General features: G+C 72.6%; 25 protein-coding genes. 15 read left to right on the forward strand and 10 right to left on the reverse strand.

The annotated features are described in order from the left end of the window. Nucleotides 1-418 precede the first annotated feature (418 nt). Nucleotides 419-787 (reverse strand): ATP-binding protein, encoded by a 369-nt coding sequence (locus NDW01_RS38945; protein WP_252829507.1) that lies wholly within the window; start codon nucleotides 785-787, stop codon nucleotides 419-421. A gap of 10 nt (nucleotides 788-797) precedes the next feature. Here NDW01_RS38945 and NDW01_RS38950 point away from each other — a divergent pair, with 10 nt between their 5' ends. Further along, nucleotides 798-1058, forward strand: coding sequence for a helix-turn-helix domain-containing protein (locus NDW01_RS38950; protein WP_252829509.1), 261 nt, complete (start codon nucleotides 798-800; stop codon nucleotides 1056-1058). A gap of 76 nt (nucleotides 1059-1134) precedes the next feature. Here NDW01_RS38950 and NDW01_RS38955 read toward each other — a convergent pair whose 3' ends face one another. Then, nucleotides 1135-1542 carry a DUF2795 domain-containing protein gene (locus tag NDW01_RS38955; protein WP_252829510.1) on the reverse strand — a complete coding sequence of 136 codons (408 nt, stop codon included), beginning with the start codon at nucleotides 1540-1542 and terminating at the stop codon, nucleotides 1135-1137. 194 nt (nucleotides 1543-1736) lie between these two features. Between NDW01_RS38955 and NDW01_RS38960 the strand changes: the two genes are divergently transcribed. Further along, nucleotides 1737-3485 carry an acyclic terpene utilization AtuA family protein gene (locus NDW01_RS38960; protein WP_252829513.1) on the forward strand — a complete coding sequence of 583 codons (1749 nt, stop codon included), beginning with the start codon at nucleotides 1737-1739 and terminating at the stop codon, nucleotides 3483-3485. Next, nucleotides 3482-4204 carry a YoaK family protein gene (locus NDW01_RS38965; protein WP_252829515.1) on the forward strand — a complete coding sequence of 241 codons (723 nt, stop codon included), beginning with the start codon at nucleotides 3482-3484 and terminating at the stop codon, nucleotides 4202-4204. Before NDW01_RS38960 ends, NDW01_RS38965 begins: the two co-directional genes overlap by 4 nt. Here NDW01_RS38965 and NDW01_RS38970 read toward each other — a convergent pair whose 3' ends face one another. After that, entirely contained in the window at nucleotides 4205-4975 is a 771-nt protein-coding gene (locus NDW01_RS38970) for a TIGR03943 family putative permease subunit (RefSeq protein ID WP_252829517.1), read from the reverse strand. It lies immediately after the preceding gene. Further along, nucleotides 4963-5976, reverse strand: coding sequence for a permease (locus tag NDW01_RS38975; protein ID WP_252829519.1), 1014 nt, complete (start codon nucleotides 5974-5976; stop codon nucleotides 4963-4965). Before NDW01_RS38975 ends, NDW01_RS38970 begins: the two co-directional genes overlap by 13 nt. 147 nt (nucleotides 5977-6123) lie before the next feature. Between NDW01_RS38975 and NDW01_RS38980 the strand changes: the two genes are divergently transcribed. Continuing rightward, the gene (locus tag NDW01_RS38980; protein WP_252829521.1) at nucleotides 6124-8016 is read left to right on the forward strand and encodes a bifunctional metallophosphatase/5'-nucleotidase; all 1893 of its coding nucleotides are present in this window, start codon (nucleotides 6124-6126) and stop codon (nucleotides 8014-8016) included. Between the two features lie 81 nt (nucleotides 8017-8097). On the opposite strand, the gene NDW01_RS38985 is transcribed toward NDW01_RS38980, so the two are convergent. Further along, complete coding sequence (locus tag NDW01_RS38985; RefSeq protein ID WP_252829522.1) at nucleotides 8098-8670, reverse strand: TetR/AcrR family transcriptional regulator; 573 nt, start codon at nucleotides 8668-8670, stop codon at nucleotides 8098-8100. Nucleotides 8671-8744: 74 nt separating this feature from the next. On the opposite strand from NDW01_RS38985, the gene NDW01_RS38990 reads away from it, so the two are divergent. After that, the gene (locus tag NDW01_RS38990) at nucleotides 8745-9158 is read left to right on the forward strand and encodes an organic hydroperoxide resistance protein (RefSeq protein WP_252829524.1); all 414 of its coding nucleotides are present in this window, start codon (nucleotides 8745-8747) and stop codon (nucleotides 9156-9158) included. A 31-nt stretch (nucleotides 9159-9189) separates the two neighbouring features. Here NDW01_RS38990 and NDW01_RS38995 read toward each other — a convergent pair whose 3' ends face one another. The 4 genes from NDW01_RS38995 to NDW01_RS39010 all read right to left on the reverse strand — a co-directional run bounded on the left by NDW01_RS38995 (nucleotide 9190) and on the right by NDW01_RS39010 (nucleotide 13407). Then, a complete protein-coding gene (locus tag NDW01_RS38995; protein WP_252829526.1) occupies nucleotides 9190-9471 on the reverse strand; it encodes a hypothetical protein in 282 nt (93 codons plus the stop codon). Nucleotides 9472-9617: 146 nt separating this feature from the next. Beyond that, nucleotides 9618-10376 carry a hypothetical protein gene (locus NDW01_RS39000; RefSeq protein WP_252829527.1) on the reverse strand — a complete coding sequence of 253 codons (759 nt, stop codon included), beginning with the start codon at nucleotides 10374-10376 and terminating at the stop codon, nucleotides 9618-9620. After that, nucleotides 10373-10912, reverse strand: a complete 540-nt coding sequence (locus NDW01_RS39005; protein WP_252783958.1) for a SigE family RNA polymerase sigma factor — start codon at nucleotides 10910-10912, stop codon at nucleotides 10373-10375. The genes NDW01_RS39000 and NDW01_RS39005 overlap by 4 nt, the downstream gene beginning before the upstream one ends. 107 nt (nucleotides 10913-11019) lie before the next feature. After that, nucleotides 11020-13407 (reverse strand): beta-xylosidase/alpha-l-arabinosidase, encoded by a 2388-nt coding sequence (locus NDW01_RS39010; RefSeq protein WP_252829528.1) that lies wholly within the window; start codon nucleotides 13405-13407, stop codon nucleotides 11020-11022. Between the two features lie 379 nt (nucleotides 13408-13786). Here NDW01_RS39010 and NDW01_RS39015 point away from each other — a divergent pair, with 379 nt between their 5' ends. Genes NDW01_RS39015 through NDW01_RS39045 form a run of 7 tightly spaced genes read left to right on the forward strand, consistent with a single transcriptional unit; the run spans nucleotide 13787 to nucleotide 21039 of the window. After that, entirely contained in the window at nucleotides 13787-15124 is a 1338-nt protein-coding gene (locus NDW01_RS39015) for an ABC transporter substrate-binding protein (RefSeq protein ID WP_252829529.1), read from the forward strand. 28 nt (nucleotides 15125-15152) lie between these two features. Continuing rightward, on the forward strand, nucleotides 15153-16091 hold the full coding sequence (locus NDW01_RS39020) for a carbohydrate ABC transporter permease (protein WP_252829530.1): 939 nt from the start codon (nucleotides 15153-15155) through the stop codon (nucleotides 16089-16091). A 4-nt stretch (nucleotides 16092-16095) separates the two neighbouring features. Next, entirely contained in the window at nucleotides 16096-16983 is an 888-nt protein-coding gene (locus NDW01_RS39025) for a carbohydrate ABC transporter permease (protein WP_252783962.1), read from the forward strand. 12 nt (nucleotides 16984-16995) lie between these two features. Further along, entirely contained in the window at nucleotides 16996-18405 is a 1410-nt protein-coding gene (locus NDW01_RS39030) for a glycoside hydrolase family 30 protein (protein ID WP_252829531.1), read from the forward strand. After that, nucleotides 18405-19478, forward strand: coding sequence for a Gfo/Idh/MocA family protein (locus NDW01_RS39035; RefSeq protein ID WP_252829560.1), 1074 nt, complete (start codon nucleotides 18405-18407; stop codon nucleotides 19476-19478). Before NDW01_RS39030 ends, NDW01_RS39035 begins: the two co-directional genes overlap by 1 nt. Further along, nucleotides 19475-20344 (forward strand): DUF6807 domain-containing protein, encoded by an 870-nt coding sequence (locus NDW01_RS39040; RefSeq protein WP_252829532.1) that lies wholly within the window; start codon nucleotides 19475-19477, stop codon nucleotides 20342-20344. The genes NDW01_RS39035 and NDW01_RS39040 overlap by 4 nt, the downstream gene beginning before the upstream one ends. Then, the gene (locus NDW01_RS39045) at nucleotides 20338-21039 is read left to right on the forward strand and encodes a cupin domain-containing protein (RefSeq protein ID WP_252829533.1); all 702 of its coding nucleotides are present in this window, start codon (nucleotides 20338-20340) and stop codon (nucleotides 21037-21039) included. The genes NDW01_RS39040 and NDW01_RS39045 overlap by 7 nt, the downstream gene beginning before the upstream one ends. Before the next feature lie 13 nt (nucleotides 21040-21052). On the opposite strand, the gene NDW01_RS39050 is transcribed toward NDW01_RS39045, so the two are convergent. After that, nucleotides 21053-21949 carry a LysR family transcriptional regulator gene (locus tag NDW01_RS39050; RefSeq protein WP_252829534.1) on the reverse strand — a complete coding sequence of 299 codons (897 nt, stop codon included), beginning with the start codon at nucleotides 21947-21949 and terminating at the stop codon, nucleotides 21053-21055. A 104-nt stretch (nucleotides 21950-22053) separates the two neighbouring features. Here NDW01_RS39050 and NDW01_RS39055 point away from each other — a divergent pair, with 104 nt between their 5' ends. The 3 genes from NDW01_RS39055 to NDW01_RS39065 all read left to right on the forward strand — a co-directional run bounded on the left by NDW01_RS39055 (nucleotide 22054) and on the right by NDW01_RS39065 (nucleotide 23971). Next, nucleotides 22054-22359, forward strand: a complete 306-nt coding sequence (locus tag NDW01_RS39055) for a hypothetical protein (protein ID WP_252829535.1) — start codon at nucleotides 22054-22056, stop codon at nucleotides 22357-22359. A 13-nt stretch (nucleotides 22360-22372) separates the two neighbouring features. Further along, the gene (locus NDW01_RS39060; protein ID WP_252829536.1) at nucleotides 22373-22723 is read left to right on the forward strand and encodes a DoxX family protein; all 351 of its coding nucleotides are present in this window, start codon (nucleotides 22373-22375) and stop codon (nucleotides 22721-22723) included. A gap of 261 nt (nucleotides 22724-22984) precedes the next feature. Continuing rightward, nucleotides 22985-23971 carry a lytic polysaccharide monooxygenase auxiliary activity family 9 protein gene (locus NDW01_RS39065; RefSeq protein WP_252829537.1) on the forward strand — a complete coding sequence of 329 codons (987 nt, stop codon included), beginning with the start codon at nucleotides 22985-22987 and terminating at the stop codon, nucleotides 23969-23971. Nucleotides 23972-24083 lie beyond the last annotated feature (112 nt).

The raw sequence follows: 24083 nt of genomic DNA on the forward strand, positions 1-24083 counted from the left end.
CGACTGGAGAAAACCTCCAACTCGATTTCTATCTTCCCTCTCACCGTGTCGGCAGCAACTAGCGCTCAGGACAGATGTCTCTCACCGCGTTCCCGCAGCTCGCGGCCGGGTCTCGTTCCGGTTGGCGCCGGATGCGGTGCCTGGTTCTGGGAGTCGGGCTTGGGGTTCCGATGAACCGTCGACGTCGATGAGCTGCTCATTGCTCGGGGGCACGCGCGGAGGCTCCGCCAAAAGGGACACCAGGGGTGCCCCCCGCGTTCGGGGGGGTCTCCTCTCAGTAGATTTTGTCTACTCTCGGTAGACGGCGCAGAACGCGATGTCCCCAGGGGGACGCTGGGGGTGCTCCGCACGGCTGCGCGGGGGATCACCGGGGACCCGGTCACTCGGAGTGGCGCGCGCCGGGCGCGGAGGCGGCGGATCATCGCGGCCCCCGAAGTTCGGCCGGCTCGGCGGCCGTCAGGATGATGCCGGACGCCGGAACGATGACGTGCACGGTCTTGCCGTGCTCGGTGTAGGTCGGCCACCAGGCGAGGGCGTGCTGATCGATGATGACTAAGCCACGGCCGTTCTCGGCGAGCAGGCCGCCCATCTGTCGAGCGGACAGGGGCTCCGGATCGGGGTCGCTGACGGCCAGGTGCAGGTATCGGTCGGTGACGGCGACCTCGACACTTATCGGCCGAATGTCGTCCGGCCACGGATGCAGGGCCGTCGCCGCGCGTACGGCGTTGGTGGTCAGCTCGGACGCCAGCAGAGCGATGTCGTACGGGTCGTAGGGAGGGCCGGACACGGAGACACCTGTGTCCGATCGTCAGAGCCCGACGTTGCGCCGCCGCCGCCTCGCCGGTGAACTGCGGAAGCTCCGCGAGGCCGCCGGCAAGTCGAGCGGCGAGGTGACCAAATCTCTGGAGTGGCCGCCCGGCAAGCTCACTCGAATGGAAAGAGCCGAGTGGAAGCGCCCGAACCCGCGTGACATTCAGGATCTGTGCCAGGTCTACGGCCGCCTGCGTCGAGGTGAGAGTGCTTTCGAAATCCGCGCAGCAATAACGCCGGCGCGGTGAAATCCGGGACTGCGCGCTGAGAGACGGAGCGCGGGCGACCTGATCAGCGGTCGCCGCGCGCCTCGCCGTCGCGTCGTCAGGCTCGCCGGGTCTCGCTGCCCAGGCCCAGTGCCTCGGAGACCTCGGCGACGCGTGTGTACTCCCGGTCCGGCAGGTTCCGCAGCGACGAGACGATCTCGTCCGGGGCACCGTTGCCCGCGGCACGGTCGGCCAGCGCGGCCGGGCGCAGGGGCTCGTGGAACCCCGCGAGGTAGCGCGCCATGTCGCTGCGCCGCTCGACGTCGTCCGGGCTCATGCCGGCCGGAGTCCCCTCGCGGTCCGCGAGGTTCCCGGACGTCGCGTCGCGGTCCCTGTCATCCACCACCGGCTCGGTCTCCTTCCACTCCTCCGCGTGCGTCGGACGGCCCGCACGCTGTAGCCCCTCGGTCTCGTGCCGTATCTCGTCGTCGATGTGCGGCCCGTGCTTGGCGCTCTGATCACCCATGGTCGTCTCCTTCCGGCTCATCGATCTCGCAGGCCACCTACCCGTCGCACGCGGAAAATGCGGCTCACGTGCCGCGAGTTCTCCGGCACGAGCCGGGCGGGACCGGCCGGGCGACCGTGCGGTAACTTCGCCTTCCGGGACGGATTCCGACGCGGTGCCCGTCCCCGGCGCAGGACTCGGCACCTGGGAGCGGCATGAATCGGCCGGTACGAATCGCGAACTGCTCCGGCTTCTACGGCGATCGGCTCTCCGCGCTCGCCGAGATGGTGCGCGGCGGACCGGTCGACGTCGTCACGGGCGACTACCTGGCCGAGGTCACGATGCTCGTGCTGGCCAAGAACCGCCTGAAGAAGCCCGCCGGCGGGTACGCGACGACCTTCCTGCGCCAGTTGAGGCCCGTGGCCGCCGAGATCGCCGAGCGCGGGATCAAGGTCGTCGTCAACGCGGGCGGCCTGGATCCGGCGGGCCTGGCCCGGGACACCCGGGCGCTGCTGGCCGAGGCCGGCGTCGACCTCGCGGTCGCGCACGTGGAAGGCGACGACCTGTCGGCGCGCCTGGCCGGGCTGGCGGCCGAGGGACACGCCCTGGCCCACCTGGACACCGGCGAGCCGTTCGCGAGCCGGGGGCACGAGCCGCTGACCGCGAACGCCTACCTCGGCGGGTTCGGCGTCGCGGCCGCCCTCGCCGGCGGGGCCGACATCGTGATCACCGGCCGGGTCGCGGACGCGTCGCTGGTGACGGGGGCCGCCGCCTGGTGGTGGGGCTGGTCGCCGGACGACCACGACGCGCTCGCCGGGGCCGTCGTCGCCGGGCACGTGATCGAGTGCGGGGCCCAGGCCACCGGCGGGAACTTCTCCGGCTTCACCGGCATCGCCGACCTGCGCCACCCCGGCTTCCCGATCGCGGAGGTGGACCGCGACGGGTCGAGCGTGATCACCAAGCACGAGGGCACCGGCGGGGCGGTCACGGTCGACACCGTCACCGCGCAGCTGCTGTACGAGGTCGGCGCGCCCGGCTATCTGAACCCGGACGTGATCGCCCGGCTCGACACCGTCCGCGTCGAGCAGGAGGGGCCCGACCGCGTCCGGATGAGCGGCGTACGCGGGCAGGCGCCGCCGCCGACGACCAAGGTGGCCGTGACCGGGCTCGGCGGCTGGCGGAACTCCTGCACGTTCGTGCTGACCGGGCTGGACGTCGACGCGAAGGCCGCGCTGGTCGAGCGGGCGGTCCGCGCGCGGCTGGACGGCGAACCGGGCATCGCCGACCTGCGCTTCACCCGCATCGGCGTGCCCGCGGCCGACCCGGCGGACCAGATGGCCGGGTCCAGCCTCCTGCACGTCGCCGTCGACGGCGACCAGAACAGCGCGGGCCGGGCCTTCTCCGCGCTCTGCGTCGAGCTCGCCCTGTCCAGCTATCCGGGGATCTACGGCATGGGAGTGCCGTCGGCCGGTTCCGCGTACGGCGTGTACTGGCCGACGCTCATCCCCCAGGACGTCCTGCGGCACACGGTCGTGCACCCCGACGGGCGCGAGGAGATCGTTCCGCCCCCGGCGACCGCCGAACCCGCCGCTGAGACGGACGTCGCCCTCCCCCCGTACAAGGCGGGGCCGACCGTCGAGGGGCCGCTCGGCCGGCTCGTCCACGCCCGCTCCGGAGACAAGGGCGGCAACGCGAACGTCGGCCTGTGGGTCGCCGACCCCGAGGCGTGGCCGTGGCTCGCCGCGACGATGACCACCGAGCGGTTCCAGGAGCTGCTGCCGGAGACGCGCGGGCTGGTCGTCGACCGGTACGTCCTGCCGAACCTCCGGGCGGTCAACTTCGTCGTCCGTGGCCTGCTGGACGGCGGCGCGACCGAGGCGCGCCGCTTCGACACGCAGGCCAAGGCGCTCGGCGAGTGGCTGCGCGCCCGCCACGTGTCCCTTCCGGAGCGATTGCTGAGATGAGGACCGCCACCGAGTCCGCGCGGCGCCGTACCGTGGCGTCGCTGGAGCTCGGTGTGCTGCTCGCGCTGGTCGGCGGGTTCCTCGACGCGTACTCCTTCATCCACCTGGGCGGCGTCTTCGCCAACGCGCAGACCGGGAACGTCGTGCTGTTCGGCGTCGAGGCGGCCCAGGGGCACTGGGGAAGCGCCGTACGGCACCTGCCGCCGATCGTCGCCTTCATGATCGGGGTGGCGGTCGCGGAGACGCTGCGGCGGCCCCGCGTGGCGGCCCGCATACGGAGCCCGGCCAGGGCCGCCCTCGTGCTGGAGATCCTCGTCCTCGTGGCCGCCGGGTTCGTGTCGTCCGTCGTCCCGGCCGACGCGCTCGTGGTCGTCATCGCGTTCGTCGCGTCGGTCCAGGTCTCGTCGTTCCGCAAGCTGCTCGACTGGCCGTACAACACGACCATGACCACGGGGAACCTCCGGTCCGCCGCGCAGGCGCTGTACGTGGCGGTGGCCGACCGCGACGCCGGGTCGGCGCGGAAGGCCCGCAGCTTCGCCGTGATCATCGTGAGCTTCCTGATCGGCGGGTTCCTCGGCGGGTTGCTGACCCTGCGCCTCGGCGCGCACGCCATCTGGATCTGCGCCGCGGTGCTCCTCCTGGCGCTGGGCCTGTTCGTCGTCGACGTGCGCCGGAACCTCCTGGAGCTGCGCCGGCGGAGGTCCCGCCGCCCGCGGTGATCACTCGTACGGGTCCCGTGGGGCGGTGATCTCGGCGAGGCTGGTGGCGCGCAGTTCGGGTACGCCGTCGGCCGACCGCTGGAACGTCCCGGTCACGGTCACCCACTGGTCCCGCGCGGGGGTGTTCCCGGTCGTGCCGGTGACGCGGACGACCGCCGCGACGGCGTCGGCGGCGCAGCAGGCGATCTGGTACCGCGCGATGCGGAAACCGGCCCGGTCGTTCCCCGGGGTGACGAAGCCCGTCAGCCGTACGGGGGTGGCGCCGAAGCTGGCACCGGCGTGGTCGGCGGCGCGCTCGTCGAACTCCAGCAGCGTCATCGACGCCGTACGCCCGGCGGGCAGCGGATCGAACGTGCGCCCGCCGGAGCGGACGTCGACGGCCGCGCTGCGGCCGACGCCGAAGCTGCCGAGCGCGGGCGGTGTGACCAGCAGCAACGCCAGGACGGGCCCGAGCAGCAGCCAGCCGGCCCGGTCCCCGTGTGCGTGCCCGTGCCCATCCGCGTGGCCGGGCCCCCGCTCGTCGCCGTGCCCGTGGGCGTCCGCCTGCGCGTGCGCGTCGCCGTGGGCGTCGGCGCGGCGTCGTACGAGACCGAGGGCGCGGGCGACGCCGACGAGTCCGAGCGCGACGAGCAGGGCCCCGGCGACCAGGAGCACGCCGCCCATGCCGGTGCGGACGTACTTGGCGTACGCGCCGGTGAGCGCGAGGCGCACCATCATCGCGCCGACGAGCAGGACGGTCGTCGCGCGGGCGTCCTCCGTCACAGCAGCCACCACCCGACGAGACCGGCGCAGGCGACCGCCACGGCGAACGTCGCGAGGGAGAACCGCCACGCGAACCGGGTGCCGAACGTTCCCGCCTGCAGCGCGAACAGCTTGACGTCCACCATCGGCCCGACCACGAGGAACGCCAGCCGAGCCGTGAGGGAGAACTGCTTGAGCCCGGCGGCGACGAAGGCGTCCGCCTCCGAGCAGAGGGCCACGACGACGGCCAGGACGCCGAGGACGAGCAGCGACAGCGGGCCGGTCCCGGCGACGGAGTCGACGATGCTGCGGGGCACGAGGGTCTGCAGCGTGGCCGCGGTGCCGGCTCCGATGACGAGGAAGCCGCCGGCCTGCAGGAGGTCGTGCTGGGCCGTGGCGAGGAAGACCGCGAGGCGGGGCCCTTCCTCGGTGTGGTCCGAGCGCCTCGGCTTGATCAGGTCGTCGCGGCCCAGCGCGATCCACAGCAGGCCCATGACGACGGAGGCGGCCAGACTCGCCAGGAACCGCGCGAGGACCATCGCCGGCCGCCCGGGGAACGCGACCGCCGTCGAGACCAGGACCACCGGGTTGATGGCCGGGGCCGACAGGAGGAAGGCGAACGCCGCCGCCGGGGTCACGCCGATCGAGACGAGCCGCGCGGCGACCGGGACCGAGCCGCACTCACAGCCGGGCAGAGCCGCACCGGCCGCCGCGGCGGCGGGGACGGCGAGCGCGGGCCGCTTGGGCAGCAGGCGGGCGATCAGGCCGGGCGGGACGAACGCCGCGATCGACGCGCTGACCGCCACGCCGAGGACGAGGAACGGCAGGGCCTGGATGGTGATGGCGACGAAGACGGTGGCCCAGTTGGCGACGGCGGGGTGGCCGAACAGCCCGGTCAGCACGGGCCGCAGCGCGACCGCGGCGACGATCAGCGCGGTGACCAGCGGCAGCCCGGCTCCGCGCGGGCGCCGGCCGGACGCGGCGGCGTCGTCGGCGGGAGGAGCCTCCGGAGAGGAGGCGGGGGTCGGCACAGGCGGCAATCTACCTCTTTGTCTGGATCACGCCATGAACACGAATCAACCCGACGTCTTTCCGTCCGTCCTCGTCGCATGGGAGGGTACGGCCGGTATTCAGTGTCCCCGCCGGCGACGGCGTGGTCCCGGCTCCCGGAGGAAGCCTTGCTCCCTGCGTTCCTGCGTTCCCGCGCGGCCCGTGCGGGACTCATCGCCGTCGCGCTGGGCGCGGTGGCCGCCGCGCCGCTGGCGGTCACCGGCTCACAGCCGGCCGGTGCGGTCACCATCGCCGGCGCCAACACGCTCTCCGACAAGGTCGCGGTCGACTGGGCGGGCAAGCACCGCCCCGCCCGTACGACGGACGTCCACCTGATCGCCTGGAACGACTTCCACGGCAACCTCGAACCCGCCGGCCTGACCATCTACGGCAGGTTCGCGGGCGGCGCCGCCTTCCTCGCCAAGGCGGTGAAGGACAAGCAGAAGCAGTACGGCAGCCGCGAGGCCAGCGTCATGGCGGGTGACGACATCGGTGCCAGCCCCCTCGTCAACGGGCTGTTCAACGAGGAACCGGCCACCATCATGGCCAACATGATGAACGCCGACTTCGCCTCGGTCGGCAACCACGAGTTCGACAAGGGCAAGACGGAGCTGCTGCGCATCCAGAACGGCGGCTGCGCGAGCACCGGCTGCAAGGGCGCGCCGTACCCGGTGAAGCGGCACGGCAGGTGGACGACGACGAACACCTACCCGGGCGCCGACTTCCAGTACCTGTCCGCGAACGTGACGGACAAGGCGACCGGCAAGACGCTGCTGCCCGCGTACGGCGTCAAGCGGTTCCCCTCGACGAGCGGGCGGCCGATCTCCGTCGGGTTCATCGGCGAGGTGCTGCAGGCCACGCCCACGATCGTCACCCCGACCGGCGTCGCCGGCCTCGACTTCGGCGACGAGGCGGACGCCGCGAACCGTGCCGCCAGGCGGCTCGCCCGGCAGGGCGTGAAGATCCCCGTCCTCGTCATCCACCAGGGCGGCTTCCAGACCGGCACGATCGCCGCGCCGAACGGCTGCGCCGGGAACCTGGCCGGCAGTGACATCGAGGCGATCGCCAAGAAGCTCGACCCCTCCATCAAGGTGATCGTGTCCGGTCACACGCACGCGGAGTACCGCTGCACGATCACGGTGAACGGCGTGACGCGCCTGATCACCAGCGCTTCGTCGTTCGGCCGCATCCTCAGCGACATCACGCTGAAGGTCGACAACCGGACCGGCACGCTCGTGTCCGCGGACGCGACCAACTCGATCGTCGAGAACGCGCTGAACACCCCGGGCGCCGGCGTCACCCGCCAGGAGGACCCGTCCAAGGCCGACCCGGCCGTGGCCAAGGTCGTCAAGCAGTACGTCGACGCGTCCGCGCCGCTGGCCAACAAGGTGGTCGGCAAGATCCAGGGCGACCTGACCCGCGACGCCAGCCCCGTCGGCGAGACGGCGCTCGGCGACGTGATCGCCGACGCGCAGCTCGCCGCGACCTCCGACGCGAGCAAGGGCGGCGCCCAGGTCGCGCTGATGAACCCGGGCGGCGTCCGCGCGGACCTCAGGGCCGGCGACATCTCCTCCGGCGGTGAGGCGCCCGGCGAGGTCACCTACGGCGAGGCGTTCACCGTCCAGCCGTTCGGCAACAGCCTCGTGACCAAGACGATGACCGGCGACATGCTCCGGCGCGTCCTGGAGCAGCAGTTCACCGGCTGCGGCGGTCAGACCAGCCAGAAGATCCTGCAGCTCTCCAAGACGCTGAGCTACCAGTCCAACCCCTCCGCGGCCACCTGCGCCGGCAAGATCGGTGAGATCAAGGTGAACGGCGCGACGGTCACCCCGACCACGAGCCTCCGCGTGACGATGAACAACTTCCTCGCCACCGGCGGCGACGGGTTCACCGTCTTCAACGAGGGAACCGACCCGCTCGGGGGCGCGCAGGACATCGACGCGTTCGTCGCCTACCTCGCGGCCGCCGGCGCCACCGGCGTCGCCGTCCCGGCCCTGGACCGCATCACCCCGCTGTCCTGACCGACCGCCGACGCCCCGGGTGCCGCTCCTCGGTACCCGGGGCGTGGCACGTCGGTGCCACGGGCGCTGCCCGAGGGCGGGTCAGGCCGCGGGCCGGATGAGGTGGGCGACGGCGGCGCGTACGGCGGGGCGTGCCTCGGCCGGGTCGTCGAGCGCGCCGGCGACGGTGAGGCCGTCGCGGAGCGTCATGAGGGCCACGGCCGTGCGCTGCGGCTCCGGGTGACCGGCCGCGACGAGCAGTTCTTCCAGCAGGCCCTTGAACCACCGGCGGAAGTCGGCGACCACCCGGCGGACGGGGTGGTCCGGATCCGGGTACTCGGCCGCCGCGTTGATGAACGCGCAGCCACGGAAGCCCGGCGCGCAGGTGACCTCGCCGACGCCCTCGAAGACGGAGACGATCCTCTCCTCGGGCGTCTCGCCCTGCGGGACGGCCTGCTCCCGTACGCGGGCGATCTGCTCCTCCAGGTACGCGCAGACCAGGTCGTCCTTGGAGGGGAAGTGGTGGTAGAAGGTCGCCTTCGCCACACCGGCCTCGGCGATGATCCGGTCGATGCCCACCGCGTGGATGCCCTCCGCGTAGAACAGCGCGAGCGCGGTGTCGAGCACCCGCCGGCGCGCGGGGCTCCGGCGGGGAGCGGTGGCGGTCGAGGTCATGGGTTGACTTTACCAGACAGACCTGTCTACCTTAGGTGGCGTACAGACAGGTCTGTCTAGTTGGGAGATCGGACATGAGCGCCATCTACACCGCCATCGCCACCGCGTCCGGCCGGGACGGCCGTGCCGTCAGCTCCGACAAGAAGCTCGACGTGACGCTGGCCAAGCCGACCGAGATGGGCGGAAACGGGGAGGGGACCAACCCCGAGCAGCTGTTCGCCGCCGGCTACGCGGCCTGCTTCGCGAGCGCGCTCGACCTCGTCGCGGGCAAGAAGAAGGTCGACGTCTCCGACACCGCCGTCACCGCCGAGGTCGGCATCGGGCCGAACGGCTCGGGCGGGTTCGCCCTCCAGGTCGTCCTGCGCGTCGAGCTGCCCGACGGCGTCGCCGCCGAGACCGGCCGCGAGCTCGTCGAGGCCGCCCACCAGGTCTGCCCCTACTCCAACGCCACCCGTGGCAATGTCCCGGTCGAGCTCGTCATCGAGTAGGCGCCCCGCGCGCCCTCCGGTCGCCGGCCTCTCAGCGCCGGTCCGCCGCCTCCTCGCGTCGCAGGAAGCCGTGGATCCGCTCGGCCGCTCCGGTGACGTCGCCGACCGGATGGCGCATCTCGGCGTTCCGCCAGTCGAAGTGGTCGCCCGACTCGCTGACGAAGATGTAGAGCGGGACGCCGGGCACGTCGGTCACGACGGCCAGGCCGGGCAGCGACCGTCGCAGGTCGGACTCCACTCCGAGCCGCGACAGCTCCGCGCTCAGCCTCTCCAGCAGCCGGACCTCCTCGTCGTGAGCGATCGCGTGTCGCACCGCCGAACTCCTTCCGCCGTGCTCTGTTCGCCGCGCATGGTCGCGAACCTGGACCGTTCTAACCCGGTACGCGAGGAATGGGACGGACGGTTCAACCGGGACGGGACGCCCTAAAAGCGGGCGCGGCCGTCGAACCGGCGGAATCGTCAGAATCGACCGCTCTGGGTGAACGGGCGGCCGGCGCCGTCGGCGGTCGTCACGGTGTAGCTGTCCTGGTGGACGTCGTGACCGCCGGGCGCGCGGGCGTACTGGGCGGCGAAGACGTATCGGCCCGGCGGCACCGGCCGGCCGGACCGCACCGTCCACGTGTAGACGATCGCGTTCCGCTCCTCGCCGACCGTCACCTGGTACGTGTCACCCGGCAGCGACGACCAGGAGCCCGTCGACCGTACGTTCTGCGTGCGCGCCACGCGGACGGTGACGCGCAGTGTGGTGAGCGGCTTGGCCTCGGAGACGGTGACGTTCTCCTGCGCCCAGTAGTCGTTGGTCCCCGGGCCGAGGCCGGCCGCGACGTCCGGGGCCGCCGCCCGTGACCGCTGCGGGGCCGCCGAAGAACCGGTTGGACGGCCCGTCGGGGAAGGGGTGCCGGCGCGGGACGTCGGCCCGGCGCTCGCCCACGTGGAGGCCGCGGACGGGGACGGCCGGTCGCTCGGGGCGGACCCGTGACCGGCGGGAACGGCCGGGTCGGCCGGGCCCTCGGAGCGCCACGTCACCACCCCCACCGCGACCGCGGCCACGCCGGCCGCCGCCAGCGCCGCCGCGACCACCGACCGGCCGCGGGCCGTACGGTCCCGGCGCGAACGGGCACCGGCCTCGACGCGGGACCACATGTGGTCGCCGTCGGGCCGGTGCGCGTCGGCCTCCTCACGGAGGGCGGACCGCAGCCAGGGTGGCGGTTCGTTCACCGCGCCTCCCCGGTGCGCCCGGCCGGGTGCGCGGGCGGCGACCGCCACGCGCTCAGCGCCTTCTCCAACTCCGCCACCCCCCGTGACGTCTGGCTCTTCACGGTCCCGACCGAGATCCCCAGGACGCGGGCCGTCTCCTGCTCCGACAGGTCGAAGGCGTACCGCAGGACGACGCACGCGCGCTTGCGCATCGGCAGGCGCCGCAGCGCCGCCCGTACGTCGACCACGGCGGGGACGTCCGGCTCCTCGGACCGGTCCCGGAACATGGCCCCCAGCAACCCGGCGCGCGAACGCTCCCGGACCAGGGTACGGACCCGGGTGGCGGCGAGGTTCACCACGATGCGGCGGACGTAGGCGAGCGGCTGGTCCGCCGTGCGGACGCGGCCCCACCGACCCCAGGCCGCGACGAACGCGTCGGCGGCCAGGTCGTCGGCGGCGTCCGCGTCGCCGGTCAGCAGGTAGGCGAGACGCGCGAGCTCCCGATGGTGCGCCTCGAAGAAGGCGTGGAACTCTGCTGCGTCGTCCTCGGACTGCACAGGGCGCTCCCGGGTGCGTCGGCTGCGTCCGCTCGTTCGGCCTCAGCCGCGCCGAGACTAGTGGCAGCCCCGATCGGATTTCTACCGGTGAGCGCAGTCTCAGCGTCTCAGCACGGCGTCACCTCGACGGGTACGGTCAGGACGCGGTCCGGGCCGAGCACGCGCTCGGGGCCGGTCAGCGTGAACGACCCCTGCAGGGGCAGGTCGGCGCTGGACCCGCCGACCGCGACGTCGATCCGGCCGGGTTCCACGACGCGCCGCAGGCTCAGGTCGGTGAACGAGGTCCGGTCGGCGTGCACGGTGAACTCCACCCGGGCGGCCGCGCCGGGTTCGAGCCGGACCCGCGCCCAGCCGGCCAGCCACCGCACCGGCCGTACGACCGAGCAGACCGGGTCGCCGAGGTACAGCTGGACGACCTCGGTGCCGGGCCGGTCGCCGGTGTTGCGGACGGTGGCGGAGACGCGGACGGTCCCGTCCGTGCCGGCCGACGGGTCCACCTCCAGGGCGTCGTACGCGAACCGCGTCCAGGTCAGCCCGTGACCGAAGGGGAACAGCGGCGTCGGGTCGATCGCGCTCCAGCGCGACGGCCCGCCGGTCCGCGAGTGCAGGTACGTCGCCGGCTGGCCACCGGGGCCGTGCGGCACGCTGACCGGCAGCCGGCCCGACGGCTCGACGCGGCCCGAGAGCACGCCCGCGACCGCCGGGCCGCCCTCCTCACCGGGGAAGAACGCCTGCACGATCGCCGCCGCCCGGTCCGCCAGGCCGCCGAGGGCGTACGGGCGGCCGGCGAGCAGCACGATGACCGTGGGCGTGCCGGTGGCCAGGACGGCGTCGGCGAGTTCGGCCTGCCGGCCCGGCAGGGCGAGGCTCTCGGCGTCGCACCCCTCACCCGAGGTGCCGCGGCCGAACAGGTCCGACCGGTCGCCGAGGGTCAGCACGCACACCTCCGCGCGGCGGGCGGCCGCGACGGCGGCGTCGATGTCCGCGTCGTCGGCGACCAGGACGTCCCGGCCGGCCGTCACCTCGACCTCCGCGCCGGACAGCTCGGCGCGGAGCGCGTCCGCGAGGGCCGGGATCTCCACGCCGAACGGCAGGTCGGGGAATCGCGCGGTCATGTGGTTGGGGAAGGCGTAGCAGCCGAGCATGGCGCGCGGCTCGGCGGCGAGCGGGCCGGTCACCGCGACGCGTCCGGCGCGCAGCGGCAGGACCCCGTCGTTGGCGAGCAGGACGACCGACGCCTCCGCGACACGGCGGGCCAGCCCCCGATGGGCGGGCGGGTCCAGGTCGATGGTGTCGTCCGGCCGTACGCCGTCCACCGCGCCGCCCGGCGGGACCCCGTCCACGGCTCCGTCGGCGGTTCCATCGGCCGTCGCGGCGGCCGTTTCGTCGAGCAGGCCCAGCTCGCACTTGAGGGCGAGCACGCGGGACACGGAACGGTCCAGGTGCTCCTCCGGGATCGCGCCGCGCCGGACCATCTCGACCAGCGGCGCGCCGTAGCAGCGGATCGTCGGCAGCTCGACGTCGACGCCCGCGCGCAGGGCGAGGGCGGCGGACTCGCCGGGGGAGCCGGCGACGCCGTGCATGCTCTCCAGGAACGAGATGCCGAAGTAGTCGGCCACGACGATGCCGGTGAAGCCGAGCTCGTCGCGGAGCAGCCGGGTCATCAGGCGTTCGTCGGCGGTGGCCGGAACGCCGTCGACGTCGACGTACGCGGCCATCACCGAGCGGGCACCGCCCTCGCGGAGCGCGAGCAGGAACGGTTCGAGGACGATGTCGGCGTACTCGCGGGGGCCGAGGCCGGCGGACGCCATGTTCCGGCCGGCCCGGGAGGACGCGTACGCCGCGAAGTGCTTGAGCGTGGCCACGATCCCGTGGCCCTCGAGCCCGCGCACGTACGCGGTGCCGATGCGGCCGACGAGGTACGGGTCCTCGCCGATGGTCTCCTCGGTCCGGCCCCACCGGGGGTCGCGCGTCACGTCGAGGACGGGCGCGAGGCCCTGGTGGACGCCGACCCGCCGCATGCTGTCGGCGATCGCGCCGGCCATCTCCTCGACCAGCTCCGTGTCGAACGTCGCGCCCCACGCCAGCGGGCAGGGGAAGACGGTCGCGGTGTGGGTCATGAAGCCGGTGAGGCACTCCTCGTGCGCGATCGCGGGGATGCCGAACCGGTTGCCGGCGGCGACCCGCGCCTGCAGCTCGCGCAGCCGCGCCGCGCCCTCCGCCGGGGGGACCGGCGCGGTGCCGAAGACGCGGGTCAGCTGGCCGAGTCCGGCCTTGATGACGTCGTCCAGGGGCGGCGGCTCACCGAAGTCGTCGGGGAGTGGCGCGACCTCCTCGCCGGGGCGGGCGGACACGGCCCAGTAGCCGACCAGCTGGGCCGCCTTCTCCTCCACGGTCATCCGGCTCAGCAGGTCGGCCACCCGCTCGGCGGTCGGCAACCGGCGGTCGCGCCATGAGCCGGTCGGTCGGGTCGGGTGAGGAAGCGTTTCGGCCATCTGTGGTGGGCTCCCGTCTGGCGATCGAGTGTGGGCCGGGCGTGTCCCGTGGGCCTCGCGCTCCCACCGCATCGAGGTCCACGGGGCACGCGTCCTGGGTGCGGCCGGCGGTGGCGCCGTGGATGGCCGGACGCGCGGCTCGATGGCGAGGAGCGTGCTCGCCGAGCGGCCGAGGTGAACGTTATCGCAATGTTTCGGAGCCGCCAAGGTCTCACTGGCGCGCTTGATCGCCGATTTATCAAGAAACGTCGCGAAGGGTTGACCGCTGCGGGGGGCTTTCTTAAGGTACGGCAACAACCGCTTCCCCGACACTTTTTCGAAACAGCACCGACACGTCACCGCAACGCCCGTCTCTGCCGCAATCCCCCAAGGAGGACCGATGGGCGACTCACCGCTCTCGCGCCGTACCTTCCTCTCGGCCGCCGGAGCCGCCGGAATCGCCGGCCTCACCGCCCCCCTGCTCAGCGCCTGCGGAACCTCCGGGCCCTCCGGTGGCGGAGGCGGCGGCAAGAAGACCCTCCAGGCCTGGGTCCTCCAGGACGACGGGCAGAACCCCATTCAGCAGGCGTCCCTCGACGACTTCAACAAGTCGTCGAGCACGAAGATCAAGCTCGTGGAGATCCCCAACTCCGGCTCCTCGGGGTACACCGACAAGCTCCGCATCGGCATGGGCTCGCCGAACCCGCCGGATCTGCTGTTCAACTGGGGCACCGGCAGCATCCAGGACTACGCCGCGAGCGGCCGGCTGGTCGACCTCACCTCGCAGCTGAACAGCGACCCGACGTGGAAGAGCGCGTGGATCCCCTCGGTGCTCGACGCCGGGAAGGCGGCCGACGGGAAGTACTACGGCATCCCGATGCGCGGCATGCAGCCCGTGCTGCTCTTCTACAACAAGACGCTGTTCGCCCAGCACGGGCAGAAGCCCCCGGCGACGTACGACGACCTGCTCAAGCTGGTCACGTACTTCGACTCCCAGAAGATCCAGCCGTTCGCGCTCGGGCACGTCGACGCCTGGCCGAACCTCATGTGGCTGGAGTACCTCGTCGAGCGCCTCGGCGGGCCGTCGGTCTTCGCGGACATCCTCGCCGGAAAGCCGAACGCCTGGAGCAACCCGATCGTCCTCGACGCGCTGCACCGGATCCAGGACCTGGTCGACCGGCGGGCGTTCGGCACCAACTTCGCGTCGGTGAACTACGTCAACGACGGTGCCGGGCTGCTGTTCGCCAAGGGCAAGGCGGCGATGCACCTGATGGGCACCTGGGAGTACTCCAACCAGGTCGACAAGCACCCGGACTTCGCCAAGAACGACCTCGCGTTCGCGCCGTTCCCGACCATCACCGGCGGCAAGGGCGACCCGAACAACGTGGTCGGCAATCCGACCAACTACTACTCGATCAGCCGTAAGTCCAAGGACGTCAACGCCGCGATCTCCTTCCTCAAGAAGGAGATGTCGAGTCAGATGTACATCGACAAGCTGATCAAGGCGGGCGACGTGCCGGCCGCGACCGGCCTGGAGGCGAGACTGGCGGCCTCTCCCGGCCCGGAGTTCGCCAAGTACGTCTACCAGATGGTGCAGAAGGCGCCGAGCTTCACCCTGTCCTGGGACCAGGCGCTGCCGAGCAGGTTCACCGACCCGCTGCACAACAACCTGCAGAAGGTCTTCCTCAAGAAGATGACGCCCGAGAAGTTCACCCAGGTCCTGGGCCAGGTGAAGTGATGGCGGCGCGGATCGAGGCGGGCCGCCGATGACCGCCGTGGCGGGCGCGCGGCGGGGCAGGCGGCGGTCGGCCGCCTCCGCCGGCGCGGACCGGGCGGCCCGGCCGGGCGCGGTCTGGATCCTTCCCGCCGTGCTGTTCTTCGGCGTGTTCGCGGGGGTGCCGCTCCTCCTGACGGCCGTGCTGTCCTTCACCGACTGGAACGGGCTCGGCACGCCGAACTTCAACGGCGTGGCCAACTGGCGCCACGCGCTGACGGACAGCGCGATCTGGGAGTCGATGCGGATCAGCCTGGTCTTCATGGTGCTGTGCTGGGTCGTGCAGACCCCGCTCGCCCTGCTGATCGGCGTGTGGGCGGCGGGCCGGGAGCTGAACCGCGCGGTGCTGTCCTCGATCTTCTTCCTGCCGCTGCTGATGTCGACCGCCGCGATCGCCATCACGTGGCGGGTGCTGCTCGACCCGAACTTCGGGCTCGCCGCGACCGTCGGCCCCTGGATCGGCTTCCCGGACGGGAACATCGCCGGCGACCAGCACGGCGCCCTGGGCGCCGTCGTGGTCGTCATCGCGTGGCAGTTCGTGCCGTTCCACTCGCTGATGTACCAGTCCGCGACGCGGCAGATCCCGAAGATGCTGTACGACGCCGCGCTCATCGACGGCGCCGGGCGGTTCCAGCAGTTCTGGCACATCACGCTGCCGCAGCTCCGGAACACCATCATCACCTCGTCGGTGCTGATGCTGGTCGGGTCGCTGACCTACTTCGAGACCATCCTGATCGTCACCAACGGCGGTCCGGGCACCGCCACGATGGTCCTGCCGCAGCGCATGTACAACAGCGCCTTCCAGAGTTTCCAGATGGGGTACGCGAGCGTGATCGCGCTGGTCCTGGCCGCGCTCGGCACCGCGCTGTCGCTGGTGATCGTCCGCTTCTCCGGATACGGGAAGATGCGCAGCACGCTGGAGGGGATCTGACGCCATGACGGCACTCCGGGAAGAGACGTCGGTGCCGGTCGCCGATCACCGGCGCGGCGACCGTCCACGACGGAAGCGGCAGCGGCCGAACTGGGGCGCCGGGCTGGCCGCGCTCGCCTGGCTCGTGTTCGTGGGCGTGCCGATCTACCTGATGATCAAGGACAGCTTCCAGCCGAAGGACGCCTATCTCGACGGCGGCCCGCTGTCCCTGCCGCGCAAGCTGACCCTGGACAACTTCGCCGAGGTCTTCCGCAGCGGGTACACCCGCTACCTCATCAACACCGCGGTGGTCACCGTGGCGAGCGTCGCGCTGACCGTGCTGCTCGCCTTCCCCGCGGCGTACGCGATCGTGCGGTCGCGCAGCCGGATCGTCTCCGGAACGTTCCGGATCTTCCTGGCCGGGCTCGCGGTGCCGGCGCAGGCCACGATCATCCCCGTCTACCTGATGATCTCGCGGATGCACCTGTACGACTCGCTGACCGCGATCATCCTGCCGACCGTGGCGTTCGGCCTGCCGCTCAGCGTGCTGGTGCTGTCCTCGGCGCTGCGGGACGTGCCGCGCGAACTGTACGAGGCGATGACCATCGACGGGGGCGGATCGTTCCGGTTGATGTGGAGCCTGGCGCTGCCGCTCAGCCGCGCGTCGCTGACCACCATCTCCGTCTACAGCGCGCTGAACGCCTGGAACGGCTTCCTGTTCCCGCTGATCCTCACCCAGTCCCCCGAACAGCGGGTCCAGACGCTCGGCCTGTGGAACTTCCAGAACCAGTTCGGCGCGAACGTGCCCGGCCTGATGGCGGCCGTGCTGCTGTCGGCCATCCCGGTTTTCGTCGTCTACCTGTTCGCGCGCCGCTGGCTCATCGCGGGCCTGGCCGGCGCGGGCGGAAAGTAGAGATCTCCCCCCATGCGTCCCCTCACGCGCAGATCACTCGCCCTCGCCCTGGCCGCGGCGACCGCGTGCTCCCTCGGCGTTCCCGCGCACGCCGAGGGAGCGCCGGGCGGCCGCGTGGACTTCGGCAGGAGGCTGCAGCCCATCGACGGGTTCGGGTTCTCCGAGGCGTTCCAGCGGGCCGCCGTGATCCACGGGCTGAACGGGCTGCCGGCGCCGAAGCAGAAGGAGGTCGTCGATCTGCTGTTCGGCCGGCGCGCCGGGGCCGGGGCCTCCATCCTGCGGCTCGGCATCGGCTCGTCCGCCGACACGGTGTACGACCACATGCCCTCCATCGAACCCGCCGACCCGGGCGGGCCGGACGCACCGCCGAAGTACGTCTGGGACGGCGACGACGGCGGCCAGGTCTGGCTCGCGAAGCAGGCCAAGGCGTACGGCGTGAAACGGTTCTACGCCGACGCGTGGAGCACGCCGGGCTACATGAAGACCAACGGCACCGACGCGAACGGCGGCACCCTCTGCGGCCTCCAAGGGACGAACTGCGCGAGCGGCGACTGGCGGAAGGCGTACGCGAACTACCTCGTCCAGTACGCGCGGTTCTACCGCCGCGAGGGCATCCGGATCACCGACCTGGGCTTCACCAACGAGCCGGACATCACCGTCTCGTACGCCTCGATGAACTTCACCCGCGCTCAGGCCGCGGAGTTCGTGAAGGTGCTCGGCCCGGTCGCGACGAAGGCGGGGCTGAGGCTGTCCTGCTGCGACGAGACCGGCTGGGACGGGCAGCGGGACTACACCCGGGCCATCGAGGCGGACCCGCAGGCGGCCCGGTGGGTCACGACCGTCACCGGCCACGCCTACTCCAGCCCGGTCACCGCGCCGCAGCCGACACGGAAGCGCACCTGGATGTCGGAGTGGGGCCCGGGCGGCAGCACCTGGAACGAGAACTGGGACGACGGCACCGAGTCCTCCGGCTTCGCGGTCGCGCAGAACATCCACCGGACCCTGACCGACGGCAACGCGAGCGCGTACGTGTACTGGCTCGGCGCCTCCGTCGGCGCGACCCGCGCGCTCATCCAGCTCGACGGCGACGCCTACCACGTGTCCAAGCGGCTGTGGGCGTTCGCCGCGTACAGCCGGTTCATCCGGCCGGGCGCGACCCGCGTCGCGGTGAGTACCGCCGACCCGGCGCTGGAGGTCTCGGCGTACCGTAACGCCGACGGCACCGAGGTCGTCGAGATCCTCAACACCGGGACCGCCGCGTCGACGACGGACCTCGCCCTCGGCTCCCCCGCCGGGAACGCCCGGGCGTACCTGACCGACGGCGGCCACTCGGTGGCCCCCGTCGCCGCCGCGCGCGCCCACGGCCGGACCCTGTCGGTCGACCTCGCCCCCCGCTCGCTGACCACGGTCGTCCTGCGGTGATCCGGGCCGCGATCGTCGGCACGGGCGGGATCGCGGGCATCTGCCACCTGCCCGCCCTGCGGGCGGAGGCGCACCGCGCCCGGGTCGTGGCCGCCGTCGACGTCGACGCCGGGCGGGTGAAGGACTTCTGCGCCGAGCACGGCATCCCGGCCGCCTACACCGACCTGGGGGAGATGCTCGCCGAGGCCCGTCCCGACCTCGTCCACGTCTGCACGCCGCCGCACGTCCACGCCGCGCAGGTCGGCGCGTGCCTGGACGCGGGCGCGTGGGTGCTGTGCGAGAAGCCGCCCGCCCTCTCGCTCGCCGAGTACGACGCCATGACGGCCGCCGAGCGCGATGGCGGCCCGTACGCGGCCGTCGTCTACCAGCACCGGTTCGGCTCCGGCGCCCGCCACCTGCGCCGCCTCGTCACCGAGGGAGAGCTGGGCCGGCCCCTGGTCGCGGTCTGCCTGACCACCTGGCACCGCGACCAGGCGTACTTCGACGTCCCCTGGCGCGGCCGGTGGGACACCGAGGGCGGCGGCCCGACCATGGGCCACGGCATCCACCAGATGGACCTGCTGCTCGCGACGCTCGGCGACTGGGCCGAGGTCCGCGCCATGGCCGGCCGCCTCGCCCGGAACGTCGACACCGAGGACGTGTCCGTCGCGTCGGTCCGGTTCGAGAACGGCGCGCTCGCGTCGGTCGTCAACAGCGTGCTGTCGCCGCGCGAGGAGAGCCGGCTGCGGTTCGACTTCACCGAGGCGACGGTCGAGCTGTCGCACCTGTACGGCTACGGCAACGCGGACTGGACCTACACCCCCGCGCCGCACGTCACCGACGAGGCGCGGATCGCCGCGTGGCGGACCCCGGACCGCGACGTGCCGAGTTCGCACACCGCGCTGCTCGGCGACCTGCTCGACGCGTACGAGCGCGGCGAACGCCCGGAGACCAGCGGGGCGGGCGGCCGGCAGACGCTCGAACTCATCGCCGCGTTGTACCGGTCGGCGTTCACCGGCCGGCCCGTACGCCGCGGCGAGATCGACGACGCGGACCCCTTCTACCGGGAGATGAACGGCGGGATGCACCTGTGAGGATCGAGTACATCGGCGACCACACCCTCGCCGTGCGCGAGCGCGACGTGGAGCTGTTCCGGTACGTCTACCGGCCGGCCACGCCGGCGTTCGAGGGACCGAAGCCGTACCTGCACCCGGTCCGTACGCTCGCCGGGGACGTCGTCACCGCGTACCGGCCGCACGATCACCGCTGGCACAAGGGCGTCCAGATGACCGTGTCGCACCTGTCGGGGGAGAATTTCTGGGGCGGCGGCAGCTACGTCCGCGACCAGGGCTACGTCGACCTGCCGAACGTCGGCGTCATGCGGCACGAGGAGTTCGCCGACGCCGACGGGGGCCGGATCGCCGAGCGCCTCACCTGGCACACCCAGGCGGGCGAGCACTGGGTGGACGAGCACCGCGAGCTGACCGTACGCGACGTCGCCGCCGACTCGTGGGCGCTGGAGTTCGCGACCGCGCTGACCAACGTACGGGGGGAGCCGCTCGTCTTCGGCAGCCCGACGACGAACGGCCGCCCGGCGGCCGGGTACAGCGGGCTGTTCTGGCGCGGGCCGCGGGCCTTCACCGACGGGGAGATCCTCGCGGCGGAGGGGCAGGGCGGTCCGGAGCTGATGGGCCGGCCCGCGGCCTGGCTCGCGTACGTCGGCCGGCACGACGAGGTCGACCGGGCCTCGACGCTCATGTTCTTCGACGACCCGGAGTTCGGCAGCGACTGGTTCGTCCGGAACACACCGTTCCCGGCGGTCAACCCCTCGCTCGCCTTCGCCGAGGAGTTCGCGCTGCCGCCCGGGGAGACGCTGCGCCTGCGGTACCGGATCGTCGTCGCCGACGGCGCCTGGGACCGCGCGCGGCTGGACGCCTACGCCAAGGACCACCCATGGTGAGCCCGCTGCCCGGCGCGGTCGGGATCTCGGGGCTGCGCGTGTACGACTGGCCGACCGCCGACGGGCTGTGCGGCGGCTCGCCGCACGTCCACCTGACCTGCGCGGAGGCGTACGTCGTCGTCGCGGGCGAGGGCAGCGTGCAGACGCTGACCTGCGACGGCTTCACCGAGACGCCGCTGGCCCCCGGCACCGTCGCCTGGTTCACGCCGGGGACCGTGCACCGTCTCGTCAACGGCGACGGCGGGCTGCACATCGTCGTCGTCATGCAGAACAGCGGGCTGCCCGAGGCGGGCGACGCCGTCTTCACCTTCCCGCCGGAGACCCTGAACGACCCGGCGGCGTACGAGCGGACGGCAACCCTGGACCCCGCCGCGCGCGAGGACACCGCCCGGCGCCGCCGCGACCTGGCCCTGGAGGGCTACGCCGTCCTGCGCGAGCGGCTCGACGACGGCGACCCGGCGGCGCTGCACGCCTTCTACCGGTCGGCCGTACGCCTCAAGGCGCACCTGTTCGGCGAGTGGGAGAGGCGCTGGCGGACCGGTGCGTTCGCCGAGGCGCTGCAGACCGGCGCGCACCTGAGCCGCCTGGGCGCGGGCGACATCGGCCACCTGACGGAGGCCGCCGTGCACCGGCTCGAACCGCCGCCGGAGCGCGCGTTCGGCATGTGCGGCCGCCTCGACACGTACGTGCCGTGACCCGTCCGGCCGGTCAGGCCGGGTCCCGCGTCTCCAGGCAGCAGCGGACGAAGTCCTGGACCACAGGGTCGGCGTCGGCGGCCGGCGTCCAGGCGACGCCGACCTCGCTCGGGGAGACGCCGGTGACGGGCAGGTACGTGACGCCGGGGCGGGCGTAGAAGCGGGCGGCGGACTCCGGAGCGAGGGCGACGCCGTAGCCGTTGGCGATCGCGCTGAGCCAGTCGTCGGGCTGGTCGGTGACCGCGCCGACCGGCGGCGGCGCACCGCCGCGCTCGTCGACGGCCAGCCAGTAGTCGCGCCATCGACCGGTGTCGGCCGGGGCCGCGACGAACGGTTCGTCCCGCAGGTCGGTGATGGAGACCCGGTCGCGCGCGGCCAGCCGGTGGCCACTGGGCACCGCGACGCAGCGGGGCTCGCTGAACAGCACCTCCATCCGGAGGGCCTCCTGCCCGGGGAAGGGCAGGCGCAGCAGCGCCACGTCCACCTCCGCGTCCGCGAGCCCGGCCGTCGGATCCGACCAGGCGGCCTGCCGCATGTCGACCCGCCATCCCGGCCGGCGGCCGGCGAACGCGGCGATGATGCGCGGCGTCGCCTCGTTCGCGGCGCTGGCCAGGAAGCCGACCCGCAGCACGCGGTCCGCCCGGCGCGCCGCCTCCCTGGTCTCCCGGAGCACACGGTCCCAGTCGGCCAGCAGGGCGGGGGCCCGGGCCGCCAGGGCCCGGCCGGGTTCGGTGAGGGCCATGCCGTCGCGGGACCGTACGAACAGTGTCATTCCGAGGAGGGTCTCCAGGCGCTTGATCTGCTTGGTCAGCGCCGGCTGGGAGACGTACAGCCGCTCGGCGGCGTGAGTGAGGTTGCCCTCCTCCGCGACGGCGACGAAGTAGCGCAGGAGCCGGAGGTCCACATCCATGCCAACAGGTTATAGACGCAGGTATTGGACGCTTGACCGCGTCCTCGGCGAGCCTTGTGTCGACGGCGGGCACCGGCCCGCCGAATGGCGGACGAGGAGGTCCCATGCCCATGCTGATGGTCCGGTACGAGGTCGCCGAGGAGAACGCGGCCGAGGTCGCCGCCGCGATCGACGAGGTGTTCGCGGCCGTGCGGGAGCGGCAGCCGGAAGGGGTCCGGTACGCCTACCTGCGTGCCGTCCACGGCACCGAGTTCGTCGCCCTGCTGGAGCTGCCCGAAGGCGTCGAGAACCCGCTGCCCGGCATCGAGGCGGCGCGGCGGCTGCAGGAGGTCGTCGCGCGCTGCGCCGTGGGGCCCGCGCCGGTACCCCGGCCGCTCGACGTCCTCGGCGACCACCGCCTCTTCGGCTGAACGGGGCATCGGGGTGTTCGCCGCGTACGTCGCCGTCACCGTCGTCACGATCCTGGCCACCGCCGGCATCGCCGTCGCGGACGTCGCGCGCGCCGGGTTCGTCCTCGCCAACTCGGCCGAGGTCGGCGTCCCGCAGGCGTGGCTGCCGATGCTCGCCGTGCTCAAGGGCGCCGGCGCGGCCGGGCTTCTCCTCGGGCTCCTGGGGATCCGGTTCGTCGGCGTCGCCGCCGCCGTGGGACTCGTCCTGTTCTTCGCCGGAGCCCTCTTCGCCCACGTCCGCGCCCGGGTCTTCCACAACATCGCCTTCCCCGGCGGCTACTTCGCGCTGGCGGCGGCGTCGCTGGTCCTCGTCCTCGGGCGCTGAACGGCGAGCCCGCTTTCACCTGCTTTCACGGCCGGTCGCCCGGCAGGGCGCGTCGTCGCAGGTCACCGCGCCGAGGCAGGACGTCCCCGCGGCCGTCGTTGACCCTTCGAGACCCGGAAACCGATCCTGAGAACGCGCTCCCACCGCGCCCGAACTCCCGCGGGTCCGCCTGACCGGCTCGCGGGCGGATCGAAGGGAAACGGTGTCGTGAGAAAGCGACGGAGAAGCGCGCTCGCCGCGGCCCTAGGCATGGTGTTGATCATGGGGCTGAGCGTCTTCACGGGAACCACCCCCGCGTGGGCCCACGGAGCGTTCATGCAGCCGGGCAGCCGTACGTTCCTGTGCTGGAAGGACGGCCTCACCTCGACCGGGGAGATCAAGCCCCAGAACCCGGCGTGTGCGGCCGCCGTCGCCCAGAGCGGGACCAACTCGCTCTACAACTGGTTCTCCGTGCTCCGGTCCGACGGCGCCGGCCGTACGCGGGGCTTCATCCCCGACGGGCAGCTGTGCAGCGGCGGGAACCCGAACTTCACCGGCTTCGACCTGCCGGGGACGAACTGGCCGGTCACGCACCTGACGAGCGGCGCGAACTTCAACTTCCGCTACAACAAGTGGGCGGCGCACCCGGGCTCGTTCTACCTGTACGTCACCAAGGACGGCTGGGACCCGTCCAAGCCGCTGACCTGGGACGAGCTCGAGACCAATCCGTTCCTCGTCGCCGACCACCCGGCGGACACCGGCCCGGTCGGCAGCGTCGACGGCTACTACTACTGGTCCGGCAACCTCCCGGCGAACAAGACCGGCCGCCACATCATCTACTCCGTCTGGTCGCGCTCGGACAGCACCGAGACCTTCTACGGCTGCTCCGACGTGGTCTTCGACGGCGGCAACGGTGAGGTCACCGGCGTCGGCACCGGCGGTGGCGGCACCGGGGGAGGCGGCGGCACGACCATGCCGTGCACCGCGACGTACAAGACCACCAGCAGCTGGTCGGGCGGCTTCCAGGGCGAGATGACGGTGAGCAACCCCGGTACCGCGCCCCTCAACGGCTGGACCGTGAGCTGGATGCCGGCCAGCGGCCAGACCATCAACAGCGTGTGGAACGGAACGCTGACTCAAAGCGGAGACATGGTGACGGTGCGCAGTGCCGATTGGAACCGGACGGTGAACGGCGGCGCGTCGACCACCTTCGGATTCGTCGCGAACGGCTCGCCGGGCGCGGACATGCTCTCCTGCACGAGCCCCTGACCCACCGGCCCGGCGCGACGACCGTGCCGGCCTCCACCCGTCCCAGCCCCTGACCGGACCGACCCGGCGCGGGGGAGCCCCGCTCTCCCCCGCGCCTCGTCCTGGGCACGGC

This window comes from Actinoallomurus soli (assembly GCF_024055715.1).
Lineage (GTDB): Bacteria > Actinomycetota > Actinomycetes > Streptosporangiales > Streptosporangiaceae > Actinoallomurus > Actinoallomurus soli.

Coding starts and splice junctions, on each gene's coding strand:
- NDW01_RS39050 (WP_252829534.1), bottom strand. CDS start 21,949: ATGGATGTGGACCTCCGGCTCCTGCGCTACTTCGTCGCCGTCGCGGAG.
- NDW01_RS38960 (WP_252829513.1), top strand. CDS start 1,737: ATGAATCGGCCGGTACGAATCGCGAACTGCTCCGGCTTCTACGGCGAT.
- NDW01_RS39010 (WP_252829528.1), bottom strand. CDS start 13,407: ATGGCCGAAACGCTTCCTCACCCGACCCGACCGACCGGCTCATGGCGC.
- NDW01_RS39065 (WP_252829537.1), top strand. CDS start 22,985: ATGGGGCTGAGCGTCTTCACGGGAACCACCCCCGCGTGGGCCCACGGA.
- NDW01_RS39045 (WP_252829533.1), top strand. CDS start 20,338: ATGGTGAGCCCGCTGCCCGGCGCGGTCGGGATCTCGGGGCTGCGCGTG.
- NDW01_RS39030 (WP_252829531.1), top strand. CDS start 16,996: ATGCGTCCCCTCACGCGCAGATCACTCGCCCTCGCCCTGGCCGCGGCG.
- NDW01_RS38965 (WP_252829515.1), top strand. CDS start 3,482: ATGAGGACCGCCACCGAGTCCGCGCGGCGCCGTACCGTGGCGTCGCTG.
- NDW01_RS38985 (WP_252829522.1), bottom strand. CDS start 8,670: ATGACCTCGACCGCCACCGCTCCCCGCCGGAGCCCCGCGCGCCGGCGG.
- NDW01_RS39020 (WP_252829530.1), top strand. CDS start 15,153: ATGACCGCCGTGGCGGGCGCGCGGCGGGGCAGGCGGCGGTCGGCCGCC.
- NDW01_RS39025 (WP_252783962.1), top strand. CDS start 16,096: ATGACGGCACTCCGGGAAGAGACGTCGGTGCCGGTCGCCGATCACCGG.
- NDW01_RS39055 (WP_252829535.1), top strand. CDS start 22,054: ATGCCCATGCTGATGGTCCGGTACGAGGTCGCCGAGGAGAACGCGGCC.
- NDW01_RS38990 (WP_252829524.1), top strand. CDS start 8,745: ATGAGCGCCATCTACACCGCCATCGCCACCGCGTCCGGCCGGGACGGC.
- NDW01_RS39015 (WP_252829529.1), top strand. CDS start 13,787: ATGGGCGACTCACCGCTCTCGCGCCGTACCTTCCTCTCGGCCGCCGGA.
- NDW01_RS38955 (WP_252829510.1), bottom strand. CDS start 1,542: ATGGGTGATCAGAGCGCCAAGCACGGGCCGCACATCGACGACGAGATA.